Annotated in this window: 13 protein-coding genes; 2 read left to right on the top strand and 11 right to left on the bottom strand. The window is 32.0% G+C overall.

Annotation, left to right across the window (positions count from 1 at the left end):
- Nucleotide 1: 1 nt before the first annotated feature.
- The 6 genes from AC3VJB_RS07150 to AC3VJB_RS07125 all read right to left on the bottom strand — a co-directional run bounded on the left by AC3VJB_RS07150 (nt 2) and on the right by AC3VJB_RS07125 (nt 5,668).
- Nucleotides 2-550 (bottom strand): M23 family metallopeptidase, encoded by a 549-nt coding sequence (locus AC3VJB_RS07150; RefSeq protein WP_349265002.1) that lies wholly within the window; start codon nt 548-550, stop codon nt 2-4.
- Nucleotides 517-1,779, bottom strand: a complete 1,263-nt coding sequence (locus AC3VJB_RS07145) for a hypothetical protein (RefSeq protein ID WP_497666953.1) — start codon at nt 1,777-1,779, stop codon at nt 517-519. The genes AC3VJB_RS07150 and AC3VJB_RS07145 overlap by 34 nt, the downstream gene beginning before the upstream one ends.
- Before the next feature lie 35 nt (nt 1,780-1,814).
- A complete protein-coding gene (locus AC3VJB_RS07140) occupies nt 1,815-2,258 on the bottom strand; it encodes a DUF6892 domain-containing protein (protein WP_159492484.1) in 444 nt (147 codons plus the stop codon).
- A gap of 198 nt (nt 2,259-2,456) precedes the next feature.
- Entirely contained in the window at nt 2,457-3,473 is a 1,017-nt protein-coding gene (locus AC3VJB_RS07135) for a TQO small subunit DoxD (RefSeq protein ID WP_239178907.1), read from the bottom strand.
- A 593-nt stretch (nt 3,474-4,066) separates the two neighbouring features.
- Nucleotides 4,067-4,621, bottom strand: coding sequence for a GNAT family N-acetyltransferase (locus tag AC3VJB_RS07130; RefSeq protein ID WP_047789283.1), 555 nt, complete (start codon nt 4,619-4,621; stop codon nt 4,067-4,069).
- Between the two features lie 327 nt (nt 4,622-4,948).
- Nucleotides 4,949-5,668, bottom strand: coding sequence for a DUF4272 domain-containing protein (locus tag AC3VJB_RS07125; RefSeq protein ID WP_437822769.1), 720 nt, complete (start codon nt 5,666-5,668; stop codon nt 4,949-4,951).
- 332 nt (nt 5,669-6,000) lie between these two features.
- On the opposite strand from AC3VJB_RS07125, the gene ctlX reads away from it, so the two are divergent.
- Nucleotides 6,001-6,936 (top strand): citrulline utilization hydrolase CtlX, encoded by a 936-nt coding sequence (gene ctlX, locus AC3VJB_RS07120; RefSeq protein WP_437822767.1) that lies wholly within the window; start codon nt 6,001-6,003, stop codon nt 6,934-6,936.
- Here ctlX and AC3VJB_RS07115 read toward each other — a convergent pair.
- From AC3VJB_RS07115 to hglS, 4 genes are all read right to left on the bottom strand, one after another.
- Complete coding sequence (locus AC3VJB_RS07115) at nt 6,933-7,385, bottom strand: hypothetical protein (RefSeq protein ID WP_437822765.1); 453 nt, start codon at nt 7,383-7,385, stop codon at nt 6,933-6,935. The two genes, ctlX and AC3VJB_RS07115, sit on opposite strands and share 4 nt — an antisense overlap.
- 63 nt (nt 7,386-7,448) lie before the next feature.
- A complete protein-coding gene (locus AC3VJB_RS07110) occupies nt 7,449-10,346 on the bottom strand; it encodes an FAD-binding and (Fe-S)-binding domain-containing protein (RefSeq protein WP_497666952.1) in 2,898 nt (965 codons plus the stop codon).
- A 36-nt stretch (nt 10,347-10,382) separates the two neighbouring features.
- A complete protein-coding gene (locus AC3VJB_RS07105) occupies nt 10,383-10,841 on the bottom strand; it encodes an Lrp/AsnC family transcriptional regulator (RefSeq protein WP_047789278.1) in 459 nt (152 codons plus the stop codon).
- Between the two features lie 124 nt (nt 10,842-10,965).
- On the bottom strand, nt 10,966-12,396 hold the full coding sequence (gene hglS, locus AC3VJB_RS07100) for a 2-oxoadipate dioxygenase/decarboxylase HglS (RefSeq protein WP_497666951.1): 1,431 nt from the start codon (nt 12,394-12,396) through the stop codon (nt 10,966-10,968).
- Between the two features lie 385 nt (nt 12,397-12,781).
- On the opposite strand from hglS, the gene AC3VJB_RS07095 reads away from it, so the two are divergent.
- Nucleotides 12,782-13,504, top strand: a complete 723-nt coding sequence (locus AC3VJB_RS07095) for a hypothetical protein (protein WP_053056684.1) — start codon at nt 12,782-12,784, stop codon at nt 13,502-13,504.
- Between the two features lie 58 nt (nt 13,505-13,562).
- Here AC3VJB_RS07095 and uvrB read toward each other — a convergent pair whose 3' ends face one another.
- Nucleotides 13,563-15,551, bottom strand: coding sequence for an excinuclease ABC subunit UvrB (gene uvrB, locus AC3VJB_RS07090; protein ID WP_167713507.1), 1,989 nt, complete (start codon nt 15,549-15,551; stop codon nt 13,563-13,565).
- Nucleotides 15,552-15,571 lie beyond the last annotated feature (20 nt).

Genomic DNA, 15,571 nt, shown 5'->3' with positions numbered 1-15,571 from the left:
ATTAAACTTCTAAAAATTCAATAGGGTTTAGATAAAACATTTTTTTCCACCCTTGTCTTTCTGAATCAATCTTCCATACATAAGGTATTATAGTAAGTATAGAGTAGTGTAAATGTGGAGCTTTTCCAGCGGCATTCCCACTAGTTCCGACAGTACCAATTACTGAGTTATTATTTACAAAAGTTAAAGAAGATGTTTTTACGTTTTCTAAATGTGCATAATAATGTAGCCTCCATTTTGGACCTAAAACTAGTACTGTATTTCCGCCCATACTTGTTTTTCCAGAAAATAAAACTATTCCAAGAGTAGAAGAAGTGATTTTAGTATTTTTCTTAGCAAAAATATCAACCCCTTTGTGAGTAATTGATTTTCCCCAAGGGTAATACCAAAATGATTTTGGGTTGTAATCTGATTTGGTAGCTCCCTTAACAGGCATTTTTAAGTTTTGAGGAATTAAAAAACCTGTTAATAGAAGCACTAAAATAATAAGAACTCTTCTTTTTATTTTAATAGCCTTTACCACCAAAGCTCTTTTTTTTCTTCTTTCCAAAGAATTAATCTGAAATCTTCATAATGATTTCCATTACCAATGGTATGTGTATCTCTGTGTCCCTTACCTAACTTTAATTTATGAAGAATTCCAGCATAGGTGCTTACCCATAAAGTTTGATTGTTGTCAGAAATTGTAATACCGCTTATGGTAGAGCCAAGATAATGTCGCCAAATACAGTTCCCGTTTTTATCAAAAGCTTTAATGTAACCGTAAGCATCACCTAAAATGTAATAGTCTTTAGTAGTTGTACCAACATACACTCTCATTTCATCATCAATAACCTTAAAATTATCTGCTTCATCTACATAAGATTCAACTTCTAATCCGTTTAAGTTCTTAGCATCAACCCCTATGGTAATTCCGTTATAAAAATGACAAGAGTTTGTAATAAGTTGTTTGTCGTCTTTAGAAAATAGGCAAAAATGAGGATAAGAAGATTGCGGACCAATTTCTCCAATTTGATTTCCTTCATTATCTAATACTCGATGATCAAAAGATTGATCACCAACTACAATATATTTATTGTCATTAGATAAAGCAGCGTTTTCCATGTCTATGTATGGTTCCCATTCTTCATCTTCTAAATCGGGCAAAGGATGTATCATGTGTGTCTTGTTTTTAGATATTAAAAATATTCCTTCTGAAGTAGTAATAAGTACTTTTTTCCCATCGTTGAAGGGTGTTATATTTGAAATACCTAATTCATTTATATCGCCTAACTCAAAAGTTTCAATAATTTCTCCATCCCATTCTTTACGTGTAATTAATGTTTTTGGAGTTTTAATTGCAAAAATGTTGTTTTGATGAGATTTTCCTATGGCATCAATGGTATTATCTAATTTAATAAGTGTTCTGTTGTTTAGAAGATAGGCTTGTCTTTTTTGATAGGCGCTACCTGTTACAAAAACGATTTTTTCATTTTCAATAAAGCATAGCTGTTCAATACTTTGTCCTTTTTCTTTAAAATATTTTATTAATGGAGTATGAGCAGGTGGGTATTGTTTTCTGAACTCTTCAATATGTCCAGTTTTATTGGCTTCTCTTAACTTTTGTACCACGACATCAGCTAAATGGTTACGGTTGTCTTCTGGTTCTTTACCTTTCCAATTTTCCCAACCATGTTCTTCACCAAAAGCAACCATTTTATTTATCTCAGAGGCATAAGTTTCGCCTATGTTATACCATTCTTGTTGTATTTCTTTGTCGTTTGCTTTACTAGTCTCCATTATATACTTTTACTTTTTAAATATGTTTTACTTTTTTAAAGCCAATCAGCTTCAATTCCTTTTTCTTGAAATTCTTCTAAAAGTGAATCATTTTCGCTGTAAAGAAGAGAAATGTTTTTTAAGTTAGGAAGTAGTTCAGCATCAACAGCAGAGTTTACACTAAATACATCATCTTCACCATCCCAAAAGGGAATAATTTGACCATAGATTTCGTCACCACCATCCATGTCTAGTTCTTCAATGTTTTCAACCATTTCTGAAGTAATTTTTAAGTTTTTAAAATGTTCTAATACTTCAGGAATAATTTCATAACCTTCTTCTTCAATAACATCATAAGCTTCTGAGCTAGATAAGTTTCGCTGTTTTTCTATAAACTCATAAACGTCTAATTTAGGCTCTAATACTTCTTGAACATACATTAATTCATTAATCACTGCTAGTTTAAAGTTTAATTCTTTAAAATTTAATTGATTACTCATAGTCTACTTTGTGTTTTAATTAGCAAGAGGTTAAGTGTAGAAAACACTTAATAGCTTTTTTGGGTGAAATTATTTATAAAAACAAAGGCAATCGACACGAAATTTGTTAAAAAAAATATAAGATTAGCTTGTGAATGATGATTAAAGTTTATGAAAGAAACGCAATAGCGTATTTCTATCACTATTGCGTTTTTAGGTCTATTTAGTTATTTGATGTGTCCAAAAAGCACCACTAATATCAGTTATTTTTAATGTATATGTTCCTTTAGAAAGATTAGAAAAAACTTGATTTTTGAAAATCATTTTAGCTTTAGCACCCAAAGGCACAACCAAGCTGTGTTTACCTGGTTTTATTTTAGCAACATAATAATTTAAGATGTTTTCATTAGTTAAAGAAGCTAAGTCTTTTTGAGAATACTGAATAACAGTATTATTTTGTTGGTTTGATAATTCAACAGAGATAACCCAAGAACCGTAAACATCAACACCCTCTGTTCTAAAAAGGTCAAAAGAAAGTATATCGTTGCTAATTTTAGCTTCTGTTATTTCTAATTTAGGTTTTACTGATTTGTTATGAAGTGTACCCCAAACTCCGCCATGAAATACTTGGTTTGTGAATAAAGTCATTCCTAAAATAGCCAAGGATCCTATTAAAACAAATTTTGGAAAAATATGGTTCTTAATTGGTATAACTCCTGACCCTAACCATGCAAACCATTTCTTTTTAGTAAAGGAAAAATTGTTTTTTATGAAGTAGTTGTCTATTGAATATTTACCGCTGCCTGTTAAAAAAAGTACATAACCTGTTGCAATTCCAAGTACACCAATTTGCCATTCGTCAAGACATGTTGTACCTATCCAACCAGAGCCAAGGAGAATTCCCATTGCCAACCCAAATACACCAATACTCATTATTCTGGTAAATAAACCAAATATGATGAATAAACCTACAATTCCTTCAATAATGGTAAATATTACCATGTTTAACCATAGGATGTCAGGATTTTCTACTAAATATTGAATAAGAGGTTTAATGCCTAAAGCGTTAGGGAGAAAGTGATTGAATTTTTCTCCAATGTACCCAGCTACTTCAGGATCAAGTTTATTAGCTAAAATTGTTCTTCTCCAAAAGGCAGAAAAATATGTCCAGCCAATAACTAAACGTATAGCAAGAACTAAAAGTCCAGAATCATTTTTTATATTGTTGTTAATCATTTTTTTTATTTAAGTTAAGTGAGGCTAGCTATTTAAACTTAAGGCATAGCCACGAGTTACATAAACATTGTTTATGTAGGTTGTTATTGTTTTACTTGATGTTGTTAAATTCTACTTTTTATTAAAGTAAACTATTAAGTGGAAAGTGGTATTAAAGATAAACCTTAAAGTTTTTAAATAAAATATAAAGAGGAACTGAAGTTGTTACATCTCTCTTTTTTTGATAATCAATCCTTGTTTTGTAATGAAAAATTTCACCAAAGCTAAAAGAAAGGTTAAAAGCTCTATTTATAAAAAAAGGATAAACCTTAATAGAAGAAGGTATTGTTTGTAGTAGAGAAATGTCTGTAACCTCACGACTATAACAACTAAGATTGCTCGTGGTGGTCTGACTTTTACTCGAAACCTCTGTAAGAGGAACACTAAGTTCTGCTTGTATAAAGTTTCTAACCTTACAGGGAGAAAATAGCAATAAAAATACTAGCCCTACTATTGGAAATAGGGATGATGTATTAGGTATTTTACTGTGTTTTCTCACATTGTAAACTTATAAAATAAACGGAGTGTTGTGTGTTATAGTTTTCTTAATAAAGTTACTGTATTTGTAAGTGCTCCATTTCTTTATCGGCTAATGTTTTTTGATCAATAACTTTAAAACCTAGCTTTAAATATAATTTTTTAGCGTTAGGGTTATCTTTATCAACCAAAAGACCTAATGTTTCACTCTTTTTATGAACATATTCATCAATTAAAAAGGTTAGTATTTTAGAACCAACACCTTTACCTTGGTAGCTAGGGTTTACACCAATACAATCAATATAATACTCACCAGGCTGGGTTTCGTATTCGTATGTTAGTTCTTTATTAAACATGGTTTTTATTAATGCAGCTACTGGTTTTCTAAGTTTTTTTAAATCTGCACCATCATATATGTTAGCTGCAGCAATAGTTTTATTGTCACTTTCTATAACCCAACAGTTTTCATAAGAGTATTGGTTGTTTTTTTGAATAATTAATGCCTCTAAAAAGGCAAGTGCTTTTTTTGTAGAACTTTCTCCTATAAATTTATAAACAATGTCTTCCATTGCTAATAACATATAAGAAGCAATTTCTTTAGTGTCTTTAGTAGTGGCTTTTCTTATAATCATAGTGAGTTCTTTAATTAATTTTATTTCTAACTATTTTAACATTCATACCGAAAGACTTTTTATATGTTATAATTTTTACTTTGTTTCTATCATATAGAATTCCCTTTTTTAAAACTACTATAACTAGTAATATTTTTATTAAGTATTGTAACGTTTCAAAAAGTATAAGCTTCACTTCCCCAGAAAGAAGTAGAGTCATTGTTTGTATTTTTACATGAACACAAGCTAAGTAGTAAAATTACTAGTATAAAGATTCTTATTTTCTTAAAAATTCAATTTTTACAAATTTATATAGTCTATGATTAACTTTTCCTTTATTTCTCAAGTTTATGTGCTGAGGTCGGTATCTTCCCATTCAGTACCGTTAGAAAGCATCCATGTTAACGAATGTCTACGTTCATGTATAACTCCTCCATTTCCAATAGGGTCGAAGCCATCAGGAGTAGTGTTTCCTCCTAGTTGAGCACTTCTTACAGCATTATGCAAACAGTAAAATAAATCTTCTTTTTCTGCTAATTTTTCTTTTTCTAGAGTGTGTTGCTGAGGAAGCCAATCATTAATTAAAGTATCAAGTGGACAAGTGTAATTTATAAAGATTTCCTGCATTTGCTCACCAGTCATCATTTGACCAGAAATTTCAGGCTCGTCATAACCAAAGTACCAAGCAAGTGGCCATGCGTTTTCAAACTTCCAACCAATAGAATTTCTTAACTCAATATCATTTCTAGAAGCATCAAGTATTTCTTTTTCCTCTAGGGTCATGTAACCAAAAAGTTTATTTTGATTAATGAAGTTAATTATTTTTTCGTCGGGTAAATTTTCTGAAGGCACCATAAGCCATAAAACAAGAGCTTTTATAGCGTGGAGTCTTCCTGCAATTTCATCAGCAGGTCTTAACTTTGTTTCTCTAATTGTAGGGAGAGAACTTGCAGGATGAAATCCGGCGTCTAGACAAGTAGTAATTGATTGAGATCTAACTATTGAAGAATCTTTTTGAGTTGTTTGAGTATTATTTGTTGAAGTTTTTTTTCTGTTAAACCATCCCATAGTTTGTTTTTTATGTTTGTAAGTTTATAGCTTATTTTTGGTGAAAATATTCATAATAGTAATAGGTGTTGTTATAGAATTTGTTAAAATATAGTAAAGATTGATAAGAAATTTATGTTACTACTTTTTTCATAGGTTTAAACTGTTTGGTAACATTATTATTATCTTAATAAATAAAGTTTAAGTAATTTTTATTTAATGTGTTATAAATAAGTGTTCAACGTTTTTTTAGTAGTAGACCTAGAATAGGTAAGATAAATTAACATAGTGTAACTAAAACTTAGTTGTTTTTGTGCTGTAATAAAAACTTAAAAATCTATTACCTTCGCAGTATGCAACAAACAACAAATACAATTTTAATGGTCCGTCCTGCAAACTTTAGGATGAATGAGCAAACAGCAGTAAATAATTATTACCAGCAAGAGTTGTCAGGAATGTTACCTGCATCAATCAATGTTAAGGCACAAGAAGAGTTTGATGCTTTTGTAGGAAAATTGCGAGCTGTAGGAGTTAGTGTAGTAGTTACTGAAGATACCAAAGAGCCTAATACACCAGATGCATTATTTCCAAATAACTGGATTTCTTTTCATGAAAACGGAGACGTAGCTATCTACCCGATGTTTGCAGAGAATAGACGTTTAGAACGTAGAGAAGACGTGTTGGAAAAACTAGAAGAGAAAGGTTTTGTAATTGAAAATGTTGTAGACTATTCAGAAGCAGAAGAGGAAGGGATTTTTTTAGAAGGAACAGGAAGTATGATTTTAGATAGATACAATAGAAAAGCCTATTGTGCTTTGTCTCCTCGTGCTGATGAAGAGTTATTTATTGAATTTTGTGAAGATTTTGAATACACACCTGTAATTTTTACAGCAAATCAAACAGTTAAAGGAAGGAGAGAAGCTATTTATCATACGAACGTAATGATGTGTGTTGCGGAAAGTTTTGCTGTAGTGTGTTTAGATTCGATAGATGATAAAAAAGAAAAGAAAAACGTATTAAAACACTTAAAGTCGGATGGAAAAGAAGTTATTGCCATCTCAGAGCAACAAGTAACACAATTTGCAGGAAATATGTTACAAGTTAAAGGAGTAAATGACGAGCGTTACTTAGTAATGAGTTCTTCTGCCTTTAATTCATTAAACCCAAATCAAATTAAAGCTATAGAAAAACACTGTAAAATACTGCACAGCTCTCTAGAAACTATAGAAATCTGTGGTGGAGGAAGTGCTCGTTGTATGATGGCTGAGGTTTTTTTGCCAAAAGCCTAAGCAACCATTGTATTTGAAATTTTATAGTTTTTATAATACTGCATTAAAATAAAAGAACAGATAACTGAAGAAGCAATCCCTTCAATAGCTAATGCAAATACAACTAGTGGTAAACTTAAATTTTGCCCCCAGAAAGAAGATTGTTCAAGTATTGTCATAAAACTAGCATCAATAAAGTCTACATATATAATTAGCCCAAAAACAGTTAAGGCTACAGCAATTATTGAGGTTCCAATTCCTAATAAAAAATTACTGAAATATAACGACTCATGGTTTTTAACAATGTTGGTTTTTATAGCCCTGTTAATACCATAAAGAACGAAAGTAAAGTTTAAAAAACGTAGTTCGGATATATCTTCTAATCCAAAAATTTTCATAACTAAAAAAAAGCAAACAATACCCGTAAAAATTAGCATTGCATTGTTAAAGATGATTTTATTGCTCGACATAATAATGCATTTTAAGAATTAAACGTCTTAAAAATACAAAATAAAGAAATGAAAATCAATTATTTATAACAAAGCTTCTTTTAAAATAGTTACAGGGTGTTTTGCTAAACGCTTTGTTCCGTCATAAATTTGATGACGACAACTGGTACCAGCAGCAACTATTTCTGTATCAACCGAACAGTTTCTAACCTTAGGAAACAACGTATCTTCCCCCACTTGCATACTTACTTTATAGTGTTCTTTTTCATACCCAAAAGATCCTGCCATACCACAACAACCAGTATTCATAATGGTCACCTTGTAGTTTTTAGGAATGTTTAAAATAGAAAAAGAAGCGTGTGTACTAGACAAAGCTTTTTGGTGACAATGTCCATGTATTTTAAGCTCTTTAGTTTCATTGCTAAATTTAGTGGTGTCTATAGAACCTTTAGTATGTTCTTTAGCTAAAAATTCTTCAATAGTGTAACAGTTTTCAGAAAGCTTTTTGGCTGTTGTTTTATCATCTGCTAAACGTAAGTACTCATCTCTAAAGGTTAAAATAGCCGAAGGTTCTAATCCAATTAATGGAGTTTCTTCAGAAATTAGTTCTTTAAAAGTGTTTACATTTTTATTAGCAATTTCTTTAGCTTCTTTTAAAAAACCTTTTGAGATATAGCTACGCCCACTTTCTTCGTGGTTCACGGTTTTTACTTCATATCCTAGTTTTTCCAATACAACAACTGCGTCTTTTCCAATTTCTGCATCATAATAGTTGGTAAACTCATCATTAAATAAATACACTGTTTTTTTAGAAGCTATTGGTTTATGGTTTTCTAACCAAGTACTTAAAGGTTGTTTTGCTAACTTAGGAACAGAACGTTCTGTGGCAACTCCCATAACCTTTTTAGCTAGAGTAGTATTGGTAAAGAAATTTGTTAGTACAGGGAACTTACTTCCTAATTTATTGTATTTAGCATTGTTAGCAAATAATTTACTGCGGAAAGAATATCCGTTTGTTTCTTGATATTGGTACAAGAATTCTGCTTTCATCGAAGCAATATCTACATTACTCGGACATTCGCTAGCACAAGCCTTACAGCTTAAACATAGGTCTAGGATATCTTTTAATTCTTTAGAATTGAACTTGTTTTTAGCGGTATTATTCGTTAAAACTTCACGAAGTGTATTGGCTCTAGCACGGGTAGTTTCTTTTTCGTTTCGAGTTGCTCGATAACTAGGGCATAAAGTCCCGCCAGCTTCGGGAGATTTACGGCAATCACCTGAACCGTTACACTTTTCAGCTAGTTTTAAAATACCTTCGCTATCTGAAAAATCTTGAATGGTTTCTATTTCAGGTTCATTTCTGTCAATTTCATAGCGCAAACTTTGATCCATTGGAAAAGCATCCGTAATTTTTCCTTTGTTGAACACATTGTTCGGATCAAATGCTTTTTTTATTCTTCGTAATAATTGGTAGTTTTTGTCACCTATCATCAACGGAATAAATTCCGCACGCACAATACCATCACCGTGCTCACCACTAAACGATCCTTGATATTTTTTAACTAACTCAGCAGTTTCAGTAGTTATTTTTCTAAATAATACTACGTCTTCCTTTTTCTTTAAATTCAAAATAGGACGTAAGTGTAGCTCACCAGCTCCTGCATGTGCATAATACACTGCTCTTTGCTGATATTTATCCATAATTTTGGTGAATTCCTCAATATAAGTAGGTAAATCCTCCAAGGCTACGGCAGTATCTTCAATACAAGCTACCGCTTTATCGTCTCCAACAATATTTCCTAATAATCCTAAACCTGCTTTTCGTAGTTGATGTACTTTAGCAATGTCTTCGCCATATACTTTAGGATAGTGGTACCCAAAATTGTTTGCTTTTAAATCTCCAATAAGTTTATCGGCTAATATTTCAGCTTCTTCTATAGTGTCTGCCGAAACTTCTAACATTAATACAGCTTCCGGATCTCCTTGTAAAAAGAAACGGTTTTTGGCTTGTTCACGGTTATTTTTAGTGCAATCTAAAATTACTTTATCCATTAATTCACAAGCATAGAGTGTGTGTTTCATGGTAGTAACAGTAGCTTTTAAGCTTTCGTTTACACTAGTAAAATGCGGACATACCATAATACTTTGCGTAGGAGGTAGGTCGTCTAGTTTAATTGTAATAGCCGTTGAAAATACTAAGGTTCCTTCACTTCCTGATAAAAATTTAGCAGGGTTGATAGTTGGTTCTGTCCCACCAAATAAATCGGAAGTTAAAAATTCATCAACAGCATATCCTGTATTTCTTCGGTGAATGCTTTCTTTTGGGAATTCTTTTTTTATTTCTTGCTGAACAGCTTCTTGAAAAAGCTCTGTATAAATAGCACGATAGATATTTCCTTCTAACGAATTTTCTATTTTCTTTTGATTGAATTCTGTCGAAGTAATTTCAGAAAAAGTAACTTCACTACCGTCACTTAACAAGCCTTGAATAGCAATTACTTTATCACGAGTTACTCCATAACGAATAGAAGTACTTCCTGAAGAGTTATTACCTACCATTCCGCCAATCATACAACGGTTAGAGGTTGAGGTATTCGGACCAAAAAACAACCCGAATGGTTTTAGGAAGCGGTTTAAATCGTCACGAATAATTCCTGGCTCTACCGTAATGGTTTTGTTAATCTCATCAAAAGCCAGTATGTTGGTAAAGTGTTTAGAAACGTCTACAACAATTCCATCTCCCACACACTGTCCTGCTAATGAAGTTCCTGCTGTACGCGGAATTAAGGTGATGTTATTTTTAGTAGCAAAATCAATTAATAGTTGAATATCCTGTATGTTTTTAGGGTAGGCAACTGCTAGTGGGATTTTACGATATACTGAAGCATCGGTTGTATAAATGTTTTTATGTAGGTCGTCAAAAAATAGTTCGCCAGTTAGTGATTTTTTGAACGTTTCTAGTTGTGTTGTTTGTACCATTATCTTAATTACCTAAAATGTGGGTAGTGTTGTTAATTATTCTATTGGAATGTGACGCTTAAAACAAGTATCGAAACATATAAAAGTATCGGTTCCTGCCACTCCTTTAATCAAATGTACGTTATCGTATAGTATTTTTTGTAAATGTTCGTTGTCTCTAGCAAATATTAAAATAAAAATAGCGTAGTAACCAGAAACAAAATTACATTCGGTTATTTCGGGTATTTTTTCCAACTCGTGCATTACTTCTTTAGCAAAGCGAGCTTCACGCAATCGAATACCTGTGTATGATTTGGTTTTATAGCCTAAGCTTTTTTCTTCTAAAACAAACTCTGCATTTTTAATCACACCTTCAGCGGTTAGTTTTTTAATGCGTTGATGAATTAAGGAATTGGAAACTTTTAATTCTTCCGCAATTTGCGAATAGGCTTTACGAGCATCTAAACGTAATTTTGAAAGTATTTGTTTGTCTATATAATCAAATTGATTTTCCAAAAGAATAATTTTGTTAGAATAAACTTAATATAAGCTACAAGATAAACAATCGTTTTTAACGAAAAAAAAGTGTAGCCGATAATGCAAATATACGGCTACACTTTTTCAATATTCTATTTTATGCTTAAGCATTTATTACTGCTAAGCAGTTTTGTATGCTTTCATCTTGCATGTCTTCATACCATTTTGTTAACTTATAAACAGGTTCACCTAAATCTTTTTCAAATAATGATTGATTTGAAGTGCCTTCATATTCGCGTTTAGCATCATCTGTTCCTAAGTTTGAAGCAAAAATTCCTGCTGCACTTACAGGTAAGAAATCTTCGTAAACCATAGGTTCTATGCTTAAATAGCCATCCTCTAATAATTGGTTTACATCTGCTTTTGTATACACTTTTTCTTTAGATAAAGTTTTTGCTTTATCGGTAGTGAAATAATGGAAATATGCCAACTCTTTTGAGTGTAGCTCTTCATAGTTATCAGGAAAAACTTTAAAATTTTCTGCTAATAATTTATTGTATTCTGAGGCATTTTCGGCAGTTGGTGATCCACCAATAGCTTTACGTGTTTTACCTAATAACTCGTGATACAAGTCAAGTCCTTTTTGAGTTAACGCTACACCACGTTGTTCAATCTCACCAAAGCGAGCTTTGTGTTCGCCTATTTCTTCTTTTTCAGCATTGTTTTTAAAAGTTACTTTTTCGGTCAATGCTTTAAAACTTGTTTGACGTAATAGAATAGGGCATTTTCTTGCAGGAGGTCCTTCTATATTATCTTTTGGTGGAATATTACGAGTTTTCATACTTGTTTGCACCTTGTCTATATCTAAAGTTCTAGGAGTTAAATGGTTGATGTGAGGCCCTTTGAAAGCAACTACATCAGCAATTAATCTGTGTTGATTTAGTAAAGCTTCGTACATTTTATAATCTACGGTAGCAGTATCGTGCCAACGAAAAGTTTCTAATGCTTCTTGAACAAAGGTTTCGGCATCTTCTTTATTTAACCCTCCTTCTTTTTCAGACTTATCAATGAGTTGTAAAACTTTTTCTGTAAAAATTTGACGTTTTTCTAAAATAGTTTCAACATTGTTACGAAGCTGAGTATCATCAATTAAATCTAAACGTAATAAAGAGGTAAAAACTCTGAATGGAGCTTGGTTAAGGGCGGTGCTTTCAATAGCTCTAAATGCTGTAGAATGAACAGGAACACCAGCTGGGGCTAAATCGTAGTAGCCAACAGAATACATTCCCATTACTTTAAACAGACGTCTCATCGTAAATAACTCATAGGGTTTGCCTAAACGAATTGCTCCGTGGCGTTCCATATTTAGTCGAGTTAATTCGCCAGTATGTGCTAACTGCTCTTCAATTTCTTTAGACTCAGAAAGAACATTATCATTGATATCATGAACCAAATCAAGTAACTCACCATAAAGTGGTACCTCATTTTTGTACATATCAGACATAATTTTAGAGAAGCGGTTACGAATGTACTCTGGAGAGACAAATTCTTCAGTTGTATTAGTAAAACTTTCTAGTTTATTTTTTGATGACATAGTTTATTGAGATTTACTACAAATTAAATGAATTTAATTTTTTTTAGCATATGTAAAAATGAATTTTGTTTTATTGATGTTTATTTTGAGTTTATTTGATTTTATAGGTGCGTTTTTTTAAACCAAAAAGACGATTTTTTACTAAAAAAGTGTTTCTTAAAAGTCAATTTGACTTTGTTTCAATAAGCCTTAATAAAATATTTCAGAGTTTTAATTCTATTAGATGTTGGTAACGATAAGTTTTGTTTTAATTTTTTTGTAAAAACTCTGACTACAAATGACTCATTATTAGTGGTTAATGTTTTTATCTTGAAAAAAATAAATTTTATGGTAGGGAGAGGAGATATATGGTTGTCTTAAGGTTATAAATGAAAAAAGTAAAATTATGAAAACATTACAAAAAACAGTATTATTATTAAGTGCAACTTCATTAATGTTATTAGGAACTTCTTGTACTAGTGAAGATGGAAACAATGAAAATTTAAGAATTAAGGCATCTTCAAATAATACATTTAATCAAAGCAAACGAGCTTCAAAAAATGTAAATAATGCAGAAGTAACCATTTCTGAATTTAAACTAAACATCACAGAAATAGAGTTAGAGTTTGATGATAAATACCAAGATGCTATGAATGACAGTATCATAAGTTCTGATGATGAAATTGAGTTAAGAGGACCATTTCAGTTAGATTTGTTAACTGGAACATCAAATATTACTACTTTAGAACTTCCAAAAGCTGATTATGAGGAGATTGAGTTTGAATTTGATAAAAATACAGACGAGTCTAGCGATATGTTTAATAAAACGGTTGTTGTTAAAGGTACTATAAATACTGTACCATTTATCTTTTGGCATGATTTTGAAGAAGAAATTGAAGTAGACTTTGAAAATGAAGCAACTGATATTATTGTTTCTGAAGGCTTAACTGAGGTTACTATAAACTTTGATCTAGATGCAATGCTAAGTCAAGTAGATTTATCTTCTGCTATTGATGGTAATGGAGATGGTACTATAGAAATTAGTCCAGAAGATGTAGATGGAAACAAAGATTTAGCTGATCAATTAAAAGAAAAGCTTAAACAAACAGCAGAGTTATTAGATGATTAATCTTCAGAATTAATTCTATGTAAAAACCCTGTGAAAATAATTTTTACAGGGTTTTTAGTTATAAATTCTCTTTTAAGGTCTCAATTTCATCTCGGAGTTGTGCTGCTACTAAAAAGTCTAAAGCTTTAGCAGCTTCTTCCATTTGTTTACGTTTGTTACGTATGCGTTTTTCTATTTCTTGTTTTGGTAGGTATTCTAAATCCTGCTCAGCAGCTTTTTGTGTAGCATTATCGTAATGATACGAAGTAATCGCGTTTTTAGATAAAGTATTGTCTATCCTTTTGTTGATTTGCTTTGGTGTAATTCCATGTGCTGTGTTGTAATTAATTTGTTTTTCGCGTCTACGAGTGGTCTCATCAATAGTGAGTTGCATGCTATTGGTAATTTTGTCCGCATACATAATGGCTTTACCATTTACGTTACGTGCTGCACGACCTACGGTTTGTGTTAACGAACGGTGTGAACGTAAAAAACCTTCTTTATCGGCATCTAAAATAGCAACCAACGATACTTCAGGAAGATCTAATCCTTCACGAAGTAAGTTTACTCCGATGAGTACATCAAACAAGCCTTTACGTAAATCTTGCATGATTTCTACACGTTCTAGGGTGTCGACATCGGAATGAATATAACGACAACGTACTTGAATACGTGTTAAATATTTCGCTAATTCTTCTGCCATTCGTTTGGTTAAGGTAGTAACCAAGGTACGTTCATCTTTTTCTACTCGAATTTGAATTTCTTCAATTAAATCATCTATTTGATTTAAACTAGGACGAACTTCAATTTCTGGATCTAATAGTCCTGTTGGTCGAATCACTTGTTCTACAAACAAACCTTCGGTTTTTTGTAATTCATAATCGGCTGGAGTTGCCGAAACATAAATCACTTGATTTTGTAGAGCTTCAAATTCTTCAAACTTTAACGGGCGGTTATCCATCGCAGCAGGTAAGCGGAAGCCGTATTCTACCAAGTTTTCTTTTCGGCTTCTATCTCCTCCGTACATTGCGTGAACTTGTGGAACGGTTACGTGACTTTCATCAATCACCATCAAATAATCATCAGGAAAATAATCTAACAAACAGAAAGGTCGTGTACCTGCTTCTCGACCGTCTAAATAACGAGAATAATTTTCAATTCCTGAACAATATCCCAGCTCGCGAATCATTTCTAAGTCGAATTCGGTACGTTCTTGTAAACGTTTCGCTTCTAAATGTTTCCCAATTTCCTTAAAATAATCTACTTGCTTTACCATATCTTCTTGAATTTGATGAATGGCATTTTGTAGTATATCTGGAGAAGTTACAAATAAATTGGCAGGGTAAATATTGAGTTTTTCTAAACGTGTAATAATTTCATTAGTTTCTATGTCGAAGGTCTCAATTTCTTCGATTTCATCACCAAAAAAATGAATTTTATAACCATTTTCACCGTAGGATGGATAAATGGTTACTACATCTCCTTTTACTTTAAATGTTCCGCTTTTTATCTCAACTTCTGTACGGGCATATAAACTGGTTACTAAGCGATGTAAAAATTTGGTGCGAGATATTTGCTGATCAACTTCAATAGTAATAACGTTTTTTTTGAATTCAGTTGGATTACCAATACCGTATAAACAAGAAACTGAGGCTACAACTAATACATCTCTACGTCCTGAAAGAAGGGAAGAGGAGGTGCTAATTCGCAAGCGTTCTATTTCATCATTTATAGACAGATCTTTCTCAATGTACGTTCCCGTAACAGGAATATAAGCTTCGGGTTGGTAGTAATCATAGTATGAAACAAAATACTCCACAGCATTATTGGGAAAGAACTGCTTGAACTCAGAGTATAATTGAGCAGCTAAGGTTTTGTTATGGGCTAAAACAAGTGTTGGTCGATTTACTTCTGCAACTACATTGGCAACAGAAAATGTTTTTCCTGAACCAGTAACACCTAAAAGTGTTTGGTACTTTTCATCAGCTAAAATACCATTTGAAAGTTGTTCAATAGCTAGAGGTTGATCTCCTGTAGGTTTAAATTCTGAGTTTAATTCAAAGTTCATTCAACAAAAATACGGATAGT

The sequence above is a fragment of the Tenacibaculum sp. TB-53 genome (assembly GCF_059716285.2).
This window is presented reverse-complemented; position numbering and strand designations above follow the sequence as displayed.

Coding starts and splice junctions, on each gene's coding strand:
- AC3VJB_RS07145 (WP_497666953.1), bottom strand. CDS start 1,779: ATGGAGACTAGTAAAGCAAACGACAAAGAAATACAACAAGAATGGTAT.
- AC3VJB_RS07140 (WP_159492484.1), bottom strand. CDS start 2,258: ATGAGTAATCAATTAAATTTTAAAGAATTAAACTTTAAACTAGCAGTG.
- AC3VJB_RS07135 (WP_239178907.1), bottom strand. CDS start 3,473: ATGATTAACAACAATATAAAAAATGATTCTGGACTTTTAGTTCTTGCT.
- AC3VJB_RS07130 (WP_047789283.1), bottom strand. CDS start 4,621: ATGATTATAAGAAAAGCCACTACTAAAGACACTAAAGAAATTGCTTCT.
- AC3VJB_RS07125 (WP_437822769.1), bottom strand. CDS start 5,668: ATGGGATGGTTTAACAGAAAAAAAACTTCAACAAATAATACTCAAACA.
- ctlX (WP_437822767.1), top strand. CDS start 6,001: ATGCAACAAACAACAAATACAATTTTAATGGTCCGTCCTGCAAACTTT.
- AC3VJB_RS07115 (WP_437822765.1), bottom strand. CDS start 7,385: ATGTCGAGCAATAAAATCATCTTTAACAATGCAATGCTAATTTTTACG.
- AC3VJB_RS07110 (WP_497666952.1), bottom strand. CDS start 10,346: ATGGTACAAACAACACAACTAGAAACGTTCAAAAAATCACTAACTGGC.
- hglS (WP_497666951.1), bottom strand. CDS start 12,396: ATGTCATCAAAAAATAAACTAGAAAGTTTTACTAATACAACTGAAGAA.
- AC3VJB_RS07095 (WP_053056684.1), top strand. CDS start 12,782: ATGAAAACATTACAAAAAACAGTATTATTATTAAGTGCAACTTCATTA.
- uvrB (WP_167713507.1), bottom strand. CDS start 15,551: ATGAACTTTGAATTAAACTCAGAATTTAAACCTACAGGAGATCAACCT.